Origin of the sequence: Gordonia sp. DT218 (assembly GCF_049847105.1) — a bacterium.
Lineage (GTDB): Bacteria > Actinomycetota > Actinomycetes > Mycobacteriales > Mycobacteriaceae > Gordonia.
Genome location: NZ_JBNCNS010000003.1, coordinates 148584 through 164178, shown reverse-complemented (window position 1 = coordinate 164178; position 15595 = coordinate 148584). Strand labels below are relative to the sequence as shown.

19 protein-coding genes and 1 pseudogene are annotated in these 15595 nt (G+C 64.6%); 14 read left to right on the top strand and 6 right to left on the bottom strand.

What is annotated here, in order from left to right; all coding sequences use genetic code 11:
- Positions 1–8 precede the first annotated feature (8 nt).
- Positions 9–1178, bottom strand: a complete 1170-nt coding sequence (locus ACPXCG_RS12245) for a hypothetical protein (RefSeq protein ID WP_425792249.1) — start codon at positions 1176–1178, stop codon at positions 9–11.
- A gap of 250 nt (positions 1179–1428) precedes the next feature.
- Positions 1429–1680: a helix-turn-helix domain-containing protein gene (locus ACPXCG_RS12240; RefSeq protein WP_425792248.1), complete on the bottom strand. Its 252-nt coding sequence runs from the start codon at positions 1678–1680 to the stop codon at positions 1429–1431.
- Between the two features lie 128 nt (positions 1681–1808).
- Here ACPXCG_RS12240 and ACPXCG_RS12235 point away from each other — a divergent pair, with 128 nt between their 5' ends.
- The 5 genes and pseudogenes from ACPXCG_RS12235 to ACPXCG_RS12215 all read left to right on the top strand — a co-directional run bounded on the left by ACPXCG_RS12235 (position 1809) and on the right by ACPXCG_RS12215 (position 4043).
- Complete coding sequence (locus tag ACPXCG_RS12235; RefSeq protein ID WP_425792247.1) at positions 1809–2282, top strand: hypothetical protein; 474 nt, start codon at positions 1809–1811, stop codon at positions 2280–2282.
- A gap of 527 nt (positions 2283–2809) precedes the next feature.
- Positions 2810–3094: a DUF2249 domain-containing protein gene (locus tag ACPXCG_RS12230; RefSeq protein WP_425792246.1), complete on the top strand. Its 285-nt coding sequence runs from the start codon at positions 2810–2812 to the stop codon at positions 3092–3094.
- Positions 3091–3441, top strand: coding sequence for a ferredoxin (fdxA, locus tag ACPXCG_RS12225; protein WP_425792245.1), 351 nt, complete (start codon positions 3091–3093; stop codon positions 3439–3441). Before ACPXCG_RS12230 ends, fdxA begins: the two co-directional genes overlap by 4 nt.
- 5 nt (positions 3442–3446) lie before the next feature.
- Positions 3447–3575, top strand: a pseudogene (locus ACPXCG_RS12220) (helix-turn-helix domain-containing protein); the annotation flags it as partial.
- A 72-nt stretch (positions 3576–3647) separates the two neighbouring features.
- On the top strand, positions 3648–4043 hold the full coding sequence (locus ACPXCG_RS12215; protein WP_425792853.1) for a hypothetical protein: 396 nt from the start codon (positions 3648–3650) through the stop codon (positions 4041–4043).
- A gap of 54 nt (positions 4044–4097) precedes the next feature.
- Here the strand turns inward: ACPXCG_RS12215 and ACPXCG_RS12210 are convergent, their stop codons facing one another.
- Complete coding sequence (locus tag ACPXCG_RS12210) at positions 4098–4547, bottom strand: hypothetical protein (protein ID WP_425792244.1); 450 nt, start codon at positions 4545–4547, stop codon at positions 4098–4100.
- Between the two features lie 185 nt (positions 4548–4732).
- On the opposite strand from ACPXCG_RS12210, the gene ACPXCG_RS12205 reads away from it, so the two are divergent.
- Positions 4733–5257, top strand: a complete 525-nt coding sequence (locus ACPXCG_RS12205; RefSeq protein ID WP_425792243.1) for a DoxX family protein — start codon at positions 4733–4735, stop codon at positions 5255–5257.
- Positions 5258–5336: 79 nt separating this feature from the next.
- The gene (locus ACPXCG_RS12200; protein WP_425792242.1) at positions 5337–6506 is read left to right on the top strand and encodes an alpha-hydroxy-acid oxidizing protein; all 1170 of its coding nucleotides are present in this window, start codon (positions 5337–5339) and stop codon (positions 6504–6506) included.
- Positions 6507–6528: 22 nt separating this feature from the next.
- Here the strand turns inward: ACPXCG_RS12200 and ACPXCG_RS12195 are convergent, their stop codons facing one another.
- Positions 6529–7080, bottom strand: coding sequence for a dihydrofolate reductase family protein (locus ACPXCG_RS12195; protein ID WP_425792241.1), 552 nt, complete (start codon positions 7078–7080; stop codon positions 6529–6531).
- Positions 7081–7322: 242 nt separating this feature from the next.
- On the opposite strand from ACPXCG_RS12195, the gene ACPXCG_RS12190 reads away from it, so the two are divergent.
- From ACPXCG_RS12190 to ACPXCG_RS12180, 3 genes are read left to right on the top strand one after another with little or no spacing between them, the layout of a single operon-like run.
- The gene (locus ACPXCG_RS12190) at positions 7323–7781 is read left to right on the top strand and encodes a hypothetical protein (protein ID WP_425792240.1); all 459 of its coding nucleotides are present in this window, start codon (positions 7323–7325) and stop codon (positions 7779–7781) included.
- A complete protein-coding gene (locus ACPXCG_RS12185) occupies positions 7696–8475 on the top strand; it encodes a DUF222 domain-containing protein (protein WP_425792239.1) in 780 nt (259 codons plus the stop codon). The genes ACPXCG_RS12190 and ACPXCG_RS12185 overlap by 86 nt, the downstream gene beginning before the upstream one ends.
- The gene (locus ACPXCG_RS12180; protein WP_425792238.1) at positions 8448–8906 is read left to right on the top strand and encodes a hypothetical protein; all 459 of its coding nucleotides are present in this window, start codon (positions 8448–8450) and stop codon (positions 8904–8906) included. The genes ACPXCG_RS12185 and ACPXCG_RS12180 overlap by 28 nt, the downstream gene beginning before the upstream one ends.
- A gap of 17 nt (positions 8907–8923) precedes the next feature.
- On the opposite strand, the gene ppk2 is transcribed toward ACPXCG_RS12180, so the two are convergent.
- Both ppk2 and ACPXCG_RS12170 read right to left on the bottom strand, forming a co-directional pair.
- A complete protein-coding gene (ppk2, locus tag ACPXCG_RS12175) occupies positions 8924–9793 on the bottom strand; it encodes a polyphosphate kinase 2 (RefSeq protein ID WP_425792237.1) in 870 nt (289 codons plus the stop codon).
- Between the two features lie 331 nt (positions 9794–10124).
- Positions 10125–10370 carry a three-helix bundle dimerization domain-containing protein gene (locus ACPXCG_RS12170; RefSeq protein ID WP_425792236.1) on the bottom strand — a complete coding sequence of 82 codons (246 nt, stop codon included), beginning with the start codon at positions 10368–10370 and terminating at the stop codon, positions 10125–10127.
- A 262-nt stretch (positions 10371–10632) separates the two neighbouring features.
- Here ACPXCG_RS12170 and ACPXCG_RS12165 point away from each other — a divergent pair, with 262 nt between their 5' ends.
- The 4 genes from ACPXCG_RS12165 to ACPXCG_RS12150 are packed head-to-tail and all read left to right on the top strand — an operon-like array spanning position 10633 to position 15468.
- A complete protein-coding gene (locus ACPXCG_RS12165; protein ID WP_425792235.1) occupies positions 10633–11151 on the top strand; it encodes a MarR family winged helix-turn-helix transcriptional regulator in 519 nt (172 codons plus the stop codon).
- Positions 11151–11987: an MSCRAMM family protein gene (locus tag ACPXCG_RS12160; RefSeq protein WP_425792234.1), complete on the top strand. Its 837-nt coding sequence runs from the start codon at positions 11151–11153 to the stop codon at positions 11985–11987. The genes ACPXCG_RS12165 and ACPXCG_RS12160 overlap by 1 nt, the downstream gene beginning before the upstream one ends.
- Positions 11984–12805, top strand: coding sequence for a YceI family protein (locus ACPXCG_RS12155; protein WP_425792233.1), 822 nt, complete (start codon positions 11984–11986; stop codon positions 12803–12805). The genes ACPXCG_RS12160 and ACPXCG_RS12155 overlap by 4 nt, the downstream gene beginning before the upstream one ends.
- A 14-nt stretch (positions 12806–12819) precedes the next feature.
- Positions 12820–15468, top strand: a complete 2649-nt coding sequence (locus ACPXCG_RS12150; RefSeq protein WP_425792232.1) for an MFS transporter — start codon at positions 12820–12822, stop codon at positions 15466–15468.
- The last annotated feature ends 127 nt before the right edge of the window (positions 15469–15595 follow it).

The following is a 15595-nucleotide window of genomic DNA, read 5'->3' as shown; positions in this document are numbered from 1 at the left end:
CGCTGGGATCAGATCGCGAACGTCGGCGCTTCGTAGTCGCCGGTCTCCTTCACCTGGATCACCGCCGCCGCACCGCGACGGCGTACGCCAGTGCCGAACGAGCGCTGGAGAAACGAATTCTGGAGCGGGTACTTGTCGGCGCCGGGGATAACTCGCAGACCGTGGTAGGCAGGGTTCGGGTGTTGGCGAATCGCGACCGGGTTGACTTCCGAGTTCGGTCCACCCGTGGCGGCGACCGCGACGTACCCTGCCGGGATCAGATTCGACTTGATGACGAATGCCTCACCGTACGAACCGAACACCGGCAACCCCTTGTAGCTCTCGGGTGCCTGCTGGCCGACGATCACCTCTTCAGTCAGGTATGCCGGAGCTGACTTTGACAGGACAAAGTCGTACTTGGCGATCGGCCCACCAGTACGCGACTCTTCGCCGCGTCGGAAGGTGGCGATGACGTCGGCCTCGTACTCGTTGCACAAGATCACCAGCTGCGAGCCGGCCACCGGCCCGTAGCCCTTGGACGTGATCGCTTTGATCGCGTCTTCGAGGTCGCCGGAGTCGATCGTGGCGGCACCGCTGACGAGGTAGTGCGACGTGGTCTCGGGGAATTCGACCCCCATGTACGGGGGCGGCGCGATCCCGTCATCACCGGTGTAGAGGCCGAAAACCGTTGTGCTGTCTTCATTCGCGTCGGGCGTCGGATTGAACAGCCGATTCAACACCGTCCCGGTCAAGAGCCGGTTGTCCGCCTCCAGTGCCTGGTTCATATTGGCGTTGAGCTGTCGGGAGTCGGCGTCTCGCAAGTAGCGCCACGTCGTCTCAAGCCGCAGGTCGAAGTCCCGGAAGGTGTAGCCAAGGCGCAAGACTTCAGCATCGGCACGCCCCGACCTGGGGATGCCGTACTCCGACGCTTCCTCAAACTTCATCTGCGCCAACGTTTGCGGTACGGCCTCGCCGCGCAGCGTGGTGTAGAAGCTGAGCAGTGATGCGATGGACGTGCGCTCGGCGTTCCAGACCTCCAGAACGCCTGCCCACTCATCCCAGATGGTGTTGAGGTCGATGCCGTCGGCGGTCGAATTGACGAGCACGTCGCCCTGGCTGCTGATGCCGCGACCGATGCGCGGCTCCGCGCCGTAAATCGGCGCCAGGCGAAGCCGCCGCGAATGATGCTGATTGGTCATGATGATCTCCCTTGTTTGGGTGGCATGAAAGAGTTGTGCTCTCACTCCTGGCCACCAGCCAAGGGAGTTCCGGCCTACACGTCGCATTCGCTGACGTGTGCCGCTGTGCGCGCCCTGCGCGACACTGGTTGAGCGGGTAGGAGCCGCATCGTCTCCGACGAGCGGCGCATCCCCTACCCTACCTGATCCGACTCGTTATCCGTTGCGGCATAGGTTCTTTGGACGGACACAACGCGCTATCTAAGTGATGCTAGTCGTCCCCGACCGGAAGCCCATCTAGCAGTTGGCCCGGCGCGATACCGAGACCTGCGGCGAGTCGCACGATGTTCTCCACGCGGGCGCTCCGTTGCCCGCGTTCGATCTGCCCCAGGTACGTCCAGTGCACGCCGATCTGTTCCGCTGCGGCTTCCTGGCTGAGGCCCAGTTCGTTCCGGCGAGCACGAATCCGCGCCCCGAACGCTTCCAGCGTCGGGTTCAGTGGCGGCTTGTACTCGGCAGGCATGGCGAGCCAAGCTCATACGTCTAGTGCGTAACCGTCCAGAGTAGAAGCGTCGTATGCCCAGTTCAGAGTGAATTCAGCAAGCTACTATCTCCGCAACAAGATCAGACAAACCGAACAAGGAGCCACCCGTGCGCAGAACCGTCGCCGCCCTCATCGCATCAATCGCCGTCGCCGCCTTGGCAGGGTGCGGCAGCGACGACACGAGCACACCACCCCGTGCAAGCACCCAGACCATGACAGAGGCCGCGACGACAACCACTAGCGCTGGCGTGACGTGGGAATACCTCCAATCCGAGCACGCAGACTTTCTCAGCATGAGTTGCGAAAACAAGACCGGGCCATCACTCATGGCATGTGCAGGACTCATGAACGTGCGGAGCAAAGCGTTTGCGATTGATGCCGAGCAGCTACCTCCAAGCGATGCTCGGGCAGGCGTGCTGGACTCGGTCAACGAGCTTCAGAGTTACGACGAGAAGCTCGTTACCAACCAGTGCGGAGCACGCCCGGACGCCCTTGACTGTGCGACCGCGCCAGGGCTGATCAACATGACCCACTCGGGCATCGTGACGGTCGTCAACCGCGAAGCTGCCGCCGAGGGATAAGCCCACACCGGTCATTCGGGGCCGCGCAGGGGCCGCGTCTGAGAGCGTTTCGGGACCGTCCGCAGCCGTACCCGAAGCGTTCAAGACCGTACCGAAACCGGCCCAAATATCTGACTTGACCTGCGACGACTCGTTACCTGCCAAGGCGTCTAGCTGCGGCGACGTGAAAGGGTGTTCGAACGCCGAAAATACTTCCCAAGCTGAATACGCGGGTTCGATTCCCGTCATCGGCTCCAGTATCACCGCAGTAGTGCGATGTTGAGCACTCTGCCACTGTCTGCACTTTCGGTATCGAGCAGTCGCCACCGTTTCGTTGGCGAGCTTCCCATCGGGGCCGTCTCCGTTGATCGCGGGTGGCCCTCGGGTGGACGGTTGTTGTTCCCCGGGCGCAGGATGGGCCTCTCAACGCGCGAGTGTCACCGTGCACCGGATCAGTCCATTCCTGACAGGTGGCTACCGATTGCGCCCCACGGACGAACAGGCTAACTTTATTACAAGTCGAGCTTGTTTTTATTGAAAGGTGCACCATGCCGGACATCTCCCTGGATGTACGCGAGATTCCAAAAGCGCAGCGGCACCCGAAGATCTTCTCCATCTTCGATTCACTGGAGGTCGACGAGGCCCTCGTTCTCATCAACGATCACGACCCACGTCATCTGCATGGCGAGTTCGAAGCGAACCTGCCGGGTGCATACGGTTGGGAGTACCTGTCCCGAGAGAAGGGCGACTACCGGATCCGCATCAGCAGGACTGCACGAGCGTCTGCGCGCAAGCTGGCGAACACCGCCGAGCGCACGGCGGTGTTGGAGTGACCTACGTGATCGCACTGCCATGCGTCGACGTGATGGATCGGGCCTGCGTCGAGGAGTGTCCGGTGGACTGCATATACGAGGGTGGCCGGTCGCTGTACATCCATCCCGATGAATGTGTCGATTGCGGCGCATGCGAACCGGTGTGCCCTGTCGAGGCGATCTTCTACGACGACGACGTGCCCGACGAGTGGTTGGCATATGTCACCGACAACGTCGACTTCTTCGAGAAGACCCTCCCCGGACAAAACGGACCACTCGGCTCACCCGGCGGCGCCATGAAGCTGGGCCCGGTCCCAGCCGACGGCCCCCTCGTATCGACATTGCCTGCACAGAAGACCGAGGGTTGACGTCTGTGCGGACCGCCATTCTCGAGATCGTGCGCTCGGCCAGGTCACCGATGACTGTTGCCGAACTGGCAGACGCGACCGGGATACCCCCGACGACCGTCAGATTTCACCTTCGTTCACTCGTCGCTGACGGCCTTGTCGATTCCGAGACCGCTCAGCACCGAGGACCAGGCCGACCCAGACTGCTTTATCGTCCGAAGGCGGCGATGGATCCGTCTGGTCCTCGGAACTATGAGCTCCTCGCCGAGGTCCTGACCGAGGCGCTCGCATCGGTACCGGATGCCGAACGGTGTGCCGAGCAGGCCGGGCGCATCTGGGGCGAGCAATGCGCCCCGCACGGCGTCGACCCGATCGCCGACCTCCTGGTTGTTCTCGGCGATTTCGGGTTCGCCCCGGAGGCAACAGACAGTGGGATTCGGTTGAATCGCTGCCCGTTTCTCGAACTCGCAAGAGACCACCCCGGGGTCACCTGTGCCGTTCACCTGGGAATCATGCAAGGCGTTCTCGCATCACACGCGAGCCCGGTACATCTGGCAGGCCTGGAAGCCTTCGTCGACGCCGACCACTGTTTCGCCACGGTCACCACAGGAGGCCGTCCGTAGCGCAACATCAGGTAGCTGTCGACGAGCTCGCGCCCATTGTTCGCAACATCCTGTTCACGGCTTGGCTCGGGGATCGTAACCCTGGCCCCCGGGGCCTTGCCCGTGGCGCGGCGGCCGGTCATCCTGCTCGTGGGGCTGCGGCTCGCGACGGATTCCGTCCCGCCCGACGTCGGGGTCGAGCTTGTCGGCGCGGGCGAACTCGCTGTCCACCTCTTGCCGGGACTCGGAGGCACGCTCCTGATGGGTGTTCGCATGCTCGCTGAGACGCTTGGCCTCAGCAGCCTTTTGGTCGGCTTCGGCCTTGGCCTTGCGTGCCAGCGCGTCGGACTCCTCGGCGATTGCTTCACGGTGGCGCACCTCCGACACCTGCGCGGTGGCGTTCTGCCGAATGTCCTGCGCCTCGATCCGCCGGTGTTGTCTGCGCTGTCGCAGGAACAACACCAATGCCACGAGCAGGATGGCCACGACGACGATGGCGATGATGACCCAGATTGCAGTATCCACGGTTCCGCTCCTTCGATGGCAAGGGACTTGAGAGTCATACCCAGAACAGAGCGAGATCAATCATTCGCAGCTCGATGACCTTGCAGCCGTTCGTCGGAGCCGCGTAAGCCACCTGAGTGACCTCTCAGCTAAGCGGACTAGAGTTCGCTTTAGCTGGACGCCACAATGCATGGAGGAACGACACGATGTCTACTGATGGTTCATCGCGAGCGAAGGCGCTCGATCTGGGACTGCTGACGCTGCGCACCGCGGTGGGAGCGACGTTGTTCGCCCATGGCGCGCAGAAACTCACCGGCTGGTTCGGCGGGCCGGGCATCGAGGCGACCGCATCCGGCATGGATCAGATGGGCTTCAAGCCGGCCAAGCTGTCCGCGGTCACCGCCGGGGTCAGCGAAGCTGCCGGCGGTCTGGTCGCGTTGGGCGCGGGTACCCGGGTCGCCTCGGCGGCCGGAGCCGCAGCCATGATCGCGGCCGCCGACGTGCACCGGCCGAACGGCTTCTTCGCGCAGAACGGCGGGTTGGAGTACCCGGCGATCCTGGGCATCGCATCGGCAACGCTGGCCCTGACCGGCCCGGGCCGCTACTCCCTGGACAGCAAGATGGGACATCGCCTCGAGCGTGACCGGGTAGGGGTGGCCGCACTCGCCGCCGCGACCGCGGGCGCAGCAGCTGTGCTGTACCGCCGGAAAAAGGTGACAGCCGCCGCCTGACCTTGTAACCGGCAAGTCGTCCGGTAGCGATGTCGTACATTCGTCACGGATGGCGCATCGACACAAGGGAGACACTGACATGACACCGGACTACGGGGCTTTCCAACTGGAGATCTACCTGGCCGGTACGCAAGGAGTGCTACCCCGCTACCCGGTGGACTCCGAGTCGCTCGAGCGCAAGGCGCAGGAGGTGCTGCCGTCCTGGATCTGGTCGTACGTGGCAGGTGGCTGCGGGAACGAGCGGACCCAGCGCGCGAACGTCGACGCGTTCGAGAAATGGGGCATCGTGCCCCGGATGGGCGTCGGGGCGACCGAACGCGACCTGTCAGTCGAATTGTTCGGGGCCACACTGCCGTCGCCGGTCTTCATGGCGCCGATCGGGGTGATCGGGATCTGTGCCCAGGACTTCCATGGCGATCTCGCCGTCGCGCGAGCCGCCGAGCGCACCGGGGTTCCGGCCGTGCAGTCCACGCTGTCCATGGACCCGATCGAGGAGACCGGCGCGATCCACCAGGAGACGCCGGGATTCTTCCAGCTCTACATGCCCAAGGATCGTGACCTCGCACTGAGTTTCATCCAACGTGCGGAACAGGCCGGATACAAAGGAATCGCCGTCACCCTGGACACCTGGACACCAGGCTGGCGCCCGCGGGATCTCAACACCTCCAACTTTCCGCAACTCCGCGGCATGTGTATCTCCAACTACCTCACCGACCCCAACTTCCTCGGCAAGCTCGCCAAGAGTCCGGACGAGGACCTGCCATCGGCTGTCCTGCAGTGGGCCGTGAACTTCGGCCAGCCGGTCAGCTGGGACGATCTGGCCTGGATCCGTGAGGTCACCGATCTGCCTGTCATACCGAAGGGGATCTGCCATCCCGACGACGTCCGCCGCGCCATCGACGTCGGCGCCGACGCCATCTACTGCTCGAATCACGGTGGGCGCCAAGCCAATGGTGGACTTTCGGCACTGCAGCACCTCCCCGATGTGGTGGCCGCGGCAGGTGACACACCCGTCTTGTTCGATTCGGGGGTGCGCAACGGCAGCGACGTCGTCCTCGCCCTCGCACTCGGTGCCACCGCGGTCGGCATCGGCCGCTCCTATGCCTACGCGCTGGCCGTCGGCGGCGAGGACGGACTGGTCCATCACCTCCGGTCGATCCTGGCCGAGGCCGACCTGCTGATGGCGATCAACGGCTATCCGTCGATTGCCGACCTCCAGGCCGACGGGGCTCTTCAGCGCGCGATGTAGCGGGCGGCCGTGAAAGCCGCGGTCACCCGGCCGCGTACCTGAGCATCGCGACACCGTTGCCGAACGACTTCGCGTCGACAAGCGCCAAGGTCGGTACCTCGTATCCGTCCGGGAACAGCCGCCGGCCGCGCCCCTGCACGCTGGGATACACGAACAGCCGATATTCATCGACGAACCCTGCACCGATCAGCGCGTGGGTCAGCGTGATGCTGCCGGTCACGACGATGTCCTTGCCGTCCTGCTCCTTCAACGCAGCGACGCCCTCGGCCATCGAATCGCCGGGGATGATCGTCGAGTTCGCCCAGTCGGGATCGGTCATCGTCGACGTCACCACGTACTTTTTCACCGTGTTCAGATAGTCGGTGACGCCGGTCTGGTCGTCGTCCTGGTGCGGCCAGTAGCTGCGGAAGTCCTCGAAAGTCTGTCTGCCGACCAACAACGCATCGGCTTCGGCGTCCTGACGGTGCGACTCCTCGATCAGATCCGGGGTCGTGTCGCTCGGATCGAACCAGGATTCCAACATCTCGATCGACCCGTCCAGCGTGACGTTCTGCGTGACCACCAACGTGCGCATGGGTCCTCCTCGTCGAATGACACAGTGTTCCAGATGGGTAGACCAGGTGGCCCGCCACAGTTCATCGCCTGACACCGGGGTGCACGCCCGCGGACGAGGCTCACGAACGATTCTTGTCAGACCGGTTTCGTAGAGTAGTCATCAGCAGGATCAGTTGTTGATGAACCCGAGGTCGGCCCCCACCGGAGTGGCTGATGTTCGAAGAGATATGTGGGAACGGTCCTGTGTTCCCTGGTTTCTTCGTGCGAAAGGTGTTCTCGGTGTCGGGTTCGGCGTGGTCACTGTCGTCGTGGTGGGGTGTCCCCTCGCCGTGGCCCGATGTGGCACCAATGTTCACCGGTGGGGTGCCTGCTGAGGAGATCCACGACGCGGACACCAACGACCTGGTTGGCTCCTTCGTCTCCCTGCAGCGCGGTCAGTCTTTTCTGGCGTGGCAGAAGTACCAGACCGCAGCCGAACTGCATGCCCGCATCGTCGGCACCACCCCGGACCCGCATGCGCTGTTCCTCAAGGACAGCTTCGCCGACTGTGCCGCGCGGATCGCGATGGCGTTGAGCATCTCTCAGCAAGCCGCGGGAAAAGGTCATCAATCAAGCTCTCGCCCTACGGGATCGGTTGCCGCAGATCGCCGAACGACTCCGGGACGGGCGGATCTCGGCCGAATTGGTCGCCACGGTCATCTCCCGCACCGATCTGGTTGAGGGTCATGAGTACGCCGTGGCGGTCGACGCAGAGATCGCCGCCGCGCTGGATCTGCACGACGGTGCGTGGTCCCGCGAACGCGTGCAGGACATGGTCGATCGGATAGTGTTCCGCCACGACCCGGACGGGGTACGTGAGCATCGCAAACGTGCGCTCGATGCCCGCGGGGTGTGGGTACACGACGGCAAGGACGGTACCTCGAAGTTCACCGCGACGATGGCGGCAGAGAACGCGCGGATCGCGATGGCCGCGGTCAAGGCACTCGCGGCGACCGCCTGTGAATTCGATGGACGTACGAAACTGCAGCGTGCCTCGGACGCGGCATTCGCGTTGATGACCGGGACTGCGTTCGAATGCCAGTGCAGCCACCCCGAGTGCACGGCACAGATCCCCGAACCGGCAGCGATGCCGCAGGTCGACAGCAAGGTGATCATCCACGTCATCGCCGACGAATCCACCGTCGCCGGTACCGCCGACAATGCCGGGTTCCTCGCCGGGCACGGCGTCATCTCCGACGACCACGTCCGCGATCTGGTCGCGCGTCCCGATGCGGTGGTCCTACCTCTCGTACTCCTGGTACGCAGCCGAACCCGGACGGCACCATCACGCTGCCGGCGCATCTGCCATCGGGTCCGTACCGGCCGTCGTCAGCACTGGATCTGTTCGTGCGGATTCGTGACGGCTACAGCGTGATCCCCGGCTCCTCGGTGTCGTCATTCGACGCCGACCTCGACCACGTCGTCGAATACGACCACCGCCATCCGATGCGTGGCGGTCAGACGGCCCCGGACAATCTGAACGCCAAAGACCGCTTCGGGCACCTGCTCAAGACGTTCGGCGATTGGGTCGACGATCAGTACCGCGACTACACCGGCCGCCTGCGCATCGAGTTCACCACGCCCGAAGGTCTGATCATCCCGGGCGATCCCGAACATCTCGACGTCCTGTTCCCCGGGCTGCGACGGATCCGATTCGCCGCGCCCGCTCAGGCACCGCCGCGCACCGCAGAAAGTGCGCCGATACCACCTACTCGTTCGCAGAGTCGGGTGTCAGCCAAACACGCCCGCAGACAGCAGGAACGCGAACGCAACCGCAAACGCCGAATCAAGGAGGCTGACGACTAGAAGCCGAGACCCCTTGCTCAGTACCGCACCGGAACCTCGGTCACGGCCAGATGAGGACTCGTGTACCCGCTGCGGACCCGTTCGGGGAGTTCGATATCCGGCGCAGCGAGAGGCGTGTACGGCACCTGGTCGAGCAAGTGGCCGATGATGTTGAGGCGTCCACGCTTCTTGTCGTCGGTGTTCGCGACATACCATGGCGCCCAACCGGTGTCGCTGTAGCGGAACATGTCGTCGCGAGCTCTCGAGTATTCGTCCCAGTGCGTATACGACTTCACGTCCATCGGCGACAGTTTCCAGTACTTGCGCGGATCGTCGATCCGGCTCTGCAGACGAAGGGTCTGTTCCTCTTCGCTCACTTCGAGCCAATACTTGATCAGCAGAACCCCGGACCTGACCACGGCACGCTCGAACTCGGGGACGTCGGCGAGGAACTGCGTGGACTGTTCCTCCGTGCAGAAACCCATCACCCGCTCCACGCCGGCACGGTTGTACCAACTGCGGTCGAAGATCACCACCTCGCCCGCCGCCGGGAGATGCGGCACGTACCGCTGCAGGAACATCTGGGACTTCTCACGCTCGGTGGGGGTCGGCAACGCCACGACTCGGAACACCCGGGGGCTGACGCGCTCGGTGATCGCCTTGATGACGCCACCCTTGCCCGCGGTGTCCCGCCCCTCGAAGATCACGCAGACCTTGGCGCCGGTCGCGCGCACCCACTCCTGCATGGCGACGAGTTCGGCGTGGAGCGGCTTCACCAACTCCCGGAACTCCTTGTTCTTCATCGGAGACGCTGGTGCCGAATCTGATTCGAGAACCCCGGTGCGCTCTGGTGCCGACGCGGCGTCGCGGATCGCATTCTTCTTGGCGTGTGACTTCTTCTTACCCACGAACTGTCCTCCTCGTTTCGCAGAATCCTACGCGGGTGCACACTCGGAATATGGAGTCGCAACATGTGTTCGTCACCGGCGAGCGCTCGGGACGATGAGCGGCCGAAACCATCCGTGCCTTACGATCCCCCGGTGACCGTTGGTGCAGAGGATCCGTCTCACGCCCAGGCCCGGTCCTTGATCGCAGATCTCGAACGAGTGACCGACAGGATCGTCGCCGAGCTGGAATCGACCTCGATACATCCGTCGAGCGCCAACCGTAGGCGCAGTGAACTCTACGAGGCGCGCGCCCTCATCCGGCTCCTGGAGACGCAATACGGCCTGTCGACGATCACTGCTCGCCGAGATGCGGCGGAACCTTCGCCGGATCTGCCATGACGGCCGATCCGCCCAGTTCCTGATTGGCCCGCCGCTCGACCAGCAACGGCACGAAATCACGAACACGCTTACCGTCGAAATGCCGGTATGCCGCCTCGACGGCGCCGGCCACATCGTCCGACGGGTGGGCCGCGTAGGCCTCCGTCAATCGAGTCCGGACCTCGTTGATCTGTCTGCGTTCGTCATCGTCCCCGGCCATCGCCCCACGCTACGACCGGGTCTGGGCAGCGGCCCGTCGCCCGCCGCGATTGTCACCCACTGTTCACGTCTCCCCGCCCCCTGCGACCGGTCCCAATACCCCAAAATTGTCCGAATTGAGCTGATTTGCCCGTCTTTTCGGCGTAGATGTAGCCCAACTCACACCGTCTCGATGCGTGCTCACGCGGAGAACTACTTTAGTCTGGCTAAGTAATTTTCATTTAGCTTTACGAAGCAAGTTGTCCGCGGAGGGAAGTCTGTCTATGGGCGAGGGCGCAGTGGTCGGCCTGTCGTCTGCCGCAACCCTGAGCGACGCCGCCACCATCCATCGTGACCTCATCCGGATAGGGCGTGCGATCCGCGCCAGGTCCGGCGGCGGAGAACTTTCCGCAGGTCAGATGTCTGCATTGTGGACAATTGCCCAGAACGCGCCGATCCGGGCGACCGAACTGGCCGAACGGGAGGGCGTCGCCGCACCGACGATGTCCCGGGTGGTGGCCTCGCTCGAACGACACGGGATGGTCATGCGCACCACCGATCCGCGCGACGGACGGGTCAGTCTCCTGGCCCCGTCGGCCGAGGGGATGGACCACATCCAGGGCGCGTCGTCGCGGAACTCCGAGCTCTTCGAGATGGCCCTCGGCCAGCTCGCCGACGAGGACCGCGTGGCCGTTGAGCGGTCGATGCGCATTCTCGCCAACACCATGTGCGGCCTGGCCGCACCGACCGCAGACAGCCCAGATACCGCGGACAGCGCAACAGTAGAAGGAGGGGGATCCTGATGCAGCCCAACGTCAATGGCCACCGGGATGAGGACGGGATCGAGCCGTCACACACCATCGCCGGCGGAGCGATCCGCGGCGAGATCCGACGCGGAGACGGCGCCACCATCGCCGACGCGACGATCACCGTGATCGACCCGAACGGACGCCAGGCCGCCCGCACGGTGGGAGACGCCGACGGCACGTTCGGGATTGCGGTCCCGGGAGGCGGTCACTACGTCCTCGTCGTCTCGGCAGGCGGCCACGAACCATCCGCGGTGACCGTCACGGTCGGATCGACTCCGATCGATGTCGAGGTGGTGCTCACCTCGATGGCAGCGCTCTCCGGGAGTGTCACAACCTCCGCGACCGGCGAGGCCGTGGCCCAGGCGACGGTGGCCGTCGCCGATCATTCCGGGCATGTCACCGCGACCGCCGTGACGGGCGTCGACGGACAGTGGAGTGTCGCCGGCCTCGCAAACGGGACCTACACCGTCATCGTCACGGCTGCCGGATGCGATCCCGTCGCGGAGACCGTGATGATCAACGGAACAGCTTCTCCCGCTGTCGATGTGGTACTCCGCACGGCGGCGGAACTCGGCGGGACGATCACCGACGGCACCGGAGCCGACGGCGCACCGGTGGCACACAGCCAGGTCGCCCTGCTCAACGACTCGGGTGAGATGGCTGCGAGCGCATTGACCGACGACGACGGTCGGTATCTGTTCGCGAACCTCACACCCGGCGACTACACCGTGATCGCGAACGGGTACTCCCCCGTCGCGGCAACCATCGACATCGAGGCCGGGCGGTTCGTCTCCCACGAGTTCGTCCTGGGAGCAAGGGGGCAGGCATGAGCGCAACAATCACGGCACGCGTCGCGACGTCGAGCGGACGTCCGCTCGACGGTGCGGTCATGACCGTCATGTCGCAGGCCGGCGAGCAACGTGCGATCGCCCGCGCAAACACCGAGGGAGCCGTCGTCGCCGGCGACCTGGACACCGGAACCTACACCGTGGTGATCACCGCCGAGGGCTACCAGCCGACGGCGCGGGTGGCGGTGGTGACCGGATCGAGTCCGGTGAGTCTCGGCGAGATCGCCGCGGCACGGGCCGGGGGCGCGCCCACCCCGCAGCCCGGCCGCTGGGATATCGATCCCGGCCACTCGGTCATCGAGATCAGCGTGCGGCACTTCGGGATCGCCAGCATCAAGGGCCGGTTCACCGATTTCACCGGTCAGATCGAGGTCGGCGAGGACATCGAGCAGTCGTCCGTGCTGGCCGAGATCAAGACTGCCAGCATCGACACCGAGAACGAGACCCGCGACAACCACCTGCGATCAGACGCCTTCTTCGACGCCGAGCAGTATCCGGTCGCCGAGTTCCGTGCCGTCCAGGTACGTCCGGCCACCGACGAGACGTGGACGCTGGCGGGATCGCTGACACTGCGCGGCAGCGCGGTACCGGTCACCCTCGAGCTCTCCTGCCTCGGCGAGGTCGAGGACCCGTGGGGTGGTCATCGAGCCGCCTTCCGCGCCACCGGAACGCTGGAGCGCACCGACTTCGGGATCAGCTTCGACGACAAGCTGCTCAGCGGGGTTGCGCAGATCGGCAGTACGGCGAAGGTCGTCCTCGACGTCCAGGCCGTCCGCAGCAGCACACATATTTCTGATTGATCCGAAAGGCACACATGTCGAATCACACAGTGGCGGAGAGGGGCGGGGCCGCGCCGGCGGCGTCCACTCGCCCCTCGCGCCAGAGATCCCTCGAGGAGCTCGGTCCGAACTACAAGTGGATCGCGCTCTCCAACACCACCCTGGGCATGCTGATCGCGACGATCAACAGCTCGATCGTCCTGATCGCCCTGCCCGACATCTTCAAGGGCATTCATCTCAATCCCCTCGAACCCCAGAACACCAGCTACCTGCTGTGGATGATGATGGGCTTCCTGGTGGTCACGGCCGTGCTGGTGGTGAGCTTCGGACGCCTCGGCGACATGTTCGGTCGCGCCCGCATGTACAACATGGGCTTCGCGATCTTCACGATCTCGTCGATCTTCCTGGCCATCACCTGGTTCGACGGCAGTGAGGCCGCCATCTGGCTGATCTTCTGGCGCATCATCCAGGGCGTCGGCGGCGCCTTCCTGATGGCGAACTCGTCGGCGATCCTCACCGACGCCTTCCCCGCCAACCAGCGGGGCCTCGCCATGGGCATCAACGGTGTCGCCGCGATCGCCGGCTCGTTCCTGGGCCTGCTGATCGGTGGTGTCCTCGCCCCGATCCAGTGGCACTTCATCTTCCTGGTGTCGGTGCCGTTCGGCGTGATCGGCACGATCTGGGCGTACCTGAAGCTGCACGACACCGGTGAACGCCGCAAGGCCAAGATGGACTGGTGGGGCAACATCACCTTCGCAGTCGGCCTCATCTCCATCCTGATCGCGATCACTTACGGCATCCAGCCCTACGGCTCGTCGAACATGGGCTGGGGCAACCCCTGGGTCCTCACCGGCCTCATCGGCGGTGTGATCGTGCTGGCCGTCTTCGTGTTCATCGAGACCAAGGTCGACAGCCCGCTGTTCGAACTGTCACTGTTCAAGAACCGTTCGTTCGCGTTCGGCAACATCGCCAACCTGATGGCGTCGATCGGCCGTGGTGGTCTGCAGTTCATCCTGATCATCTGGCTGCAGGGCATCTGGCTCCCGCAGCACGGCTTCGACTACTCGCGTACACCGCTGTGGGCCGGCATCTACATGGTGCCGATGACTATCGGCTTCCTGCTCAGTGCACCGGTCTCCGGGTACCTCTCGGACCGCGTCGGCACCAAGTGGTTCACCACCATCGGCATGCTGATCACCGCGGGCACCTTCGCGGCACTCATCGCGATCCCGGTCGACTTCACCTACTGGGTGTTCGCCGTGATCATGTTGATCAACGGCATCGGCATGGGTTTGTTCGCATCACCGAACCGCGCCGAGGTGATGAACAGTCTCCCGGTCACCTCGCGTGGCTCCGGCGCAGGCATGATGACGACCTTCCAGAACGCCGCCATGGTGCTCTCGATCGGCCTGTTCTTCTCGCTGATGATCGCCGGTCTCAGTACGCATCTGCCGGATGCGATGTTCGGCGGTCTGACGCAGGGCGGTATGCCGCAGGCCCCGGCCAGCGGCATCGCACACCTGCCGACGGTCGGCATCCTGTTCGCGGCGTTCCTCGGCTACAACCCGATCCGCGAGATCGGTGGCCAGGCGCTGCAGGGCCTGCCGCAGGCGAGTGCCGACCACCTGACGGGTCTGGACTTCTTCCCGCACCTGATCAGCGATCCGTTCTCCGACGGACTGACCGCGGCCTTCACCTTCGCGCTGATCTGCTGCGTGCTGGGTGCCATCGCGTCGCTGTTCACCGGTGGGTCGAAGTCGCCGGTGGAATCGCCGGAGACCGTGGGCGCCGAGCTGGCGGCCGTCGCGGCCGATGCCTCCGTGGCCGCTCCTTCGGAACTGATCGACGAGCCGCGCAGCACCGGGCCACGACATCTGTTGACCTCGGCCGGCAGTGCACAGTCCGAGGTCGAACGGCCGAGGATCGCGGGCCGGATCACCGCCTCCGACGGAATACCGCTGGGCAACTCCGCCGTGACCGTGACCGACATCCGCGGCCACCAGGCCGGGGCGACCGCGGTGCACGACGACGGGTCGTATGCGGTGCACGATCTGGCAGACGGCACCTACACCGTCATCGCGACGGCACCGGGACGCTCGCCCAAGGCGCTCACCGTGTCCGTGGTCGGCGACCTGGTGTTCCGCCGCGACTTCGCCCTCACCGGTGGGTCGGTGCTCCAGGGTTCGGTGCGTGACGAACAGCGTCCGCTGCCGGCCAATCTGATCGTCACCGATCAGTCGGGTGCGGTGGTCACCCAGGCACACGCCGATTCCGATGGACGCTTCGCCATCCACGGGTTGTCGGAGGGCGACACCGTCGCCGTCACCGCATCGGTTCCCGGCTACCAGCCGACCAGCCAGCTGGTCACCGTCGATGCGACGTCGCGTGCCGACATCGAGATCGTCCTGGTCGCGACCGGTGGGGTGCAGGGTTCGGTGCGAGCCGTGGACGGATCGCCGTTGGCAGGTGCCACCGTCTCGGCGATCGGCCCCGAGCAGACCATCGTCGCCTCGGTGATCACCGACGCGGACGGCCGGTATCGGATCGAGGGTCTGACCGATGCGCAGTTCACGATCGTGGCCAACATGTACGAGCCCGCCGCCGTGCAGGTGAATGTGGCCACCGGCCAACGGAACACGGCCGACATCGCCCTGGGTTCCGGCAACCAGACCAGTGTTTCCTAGCGCGGTGTCACGGCACATGTTCTAGAAAACCCAGCGTCACAACGCGTTCGGCCCGTGTGGTCCCATGAGGGATCACACGGGCCGTTCTCGTCGGCGAGGAGTAGAACAGAAGTAGCCACGAGAAACT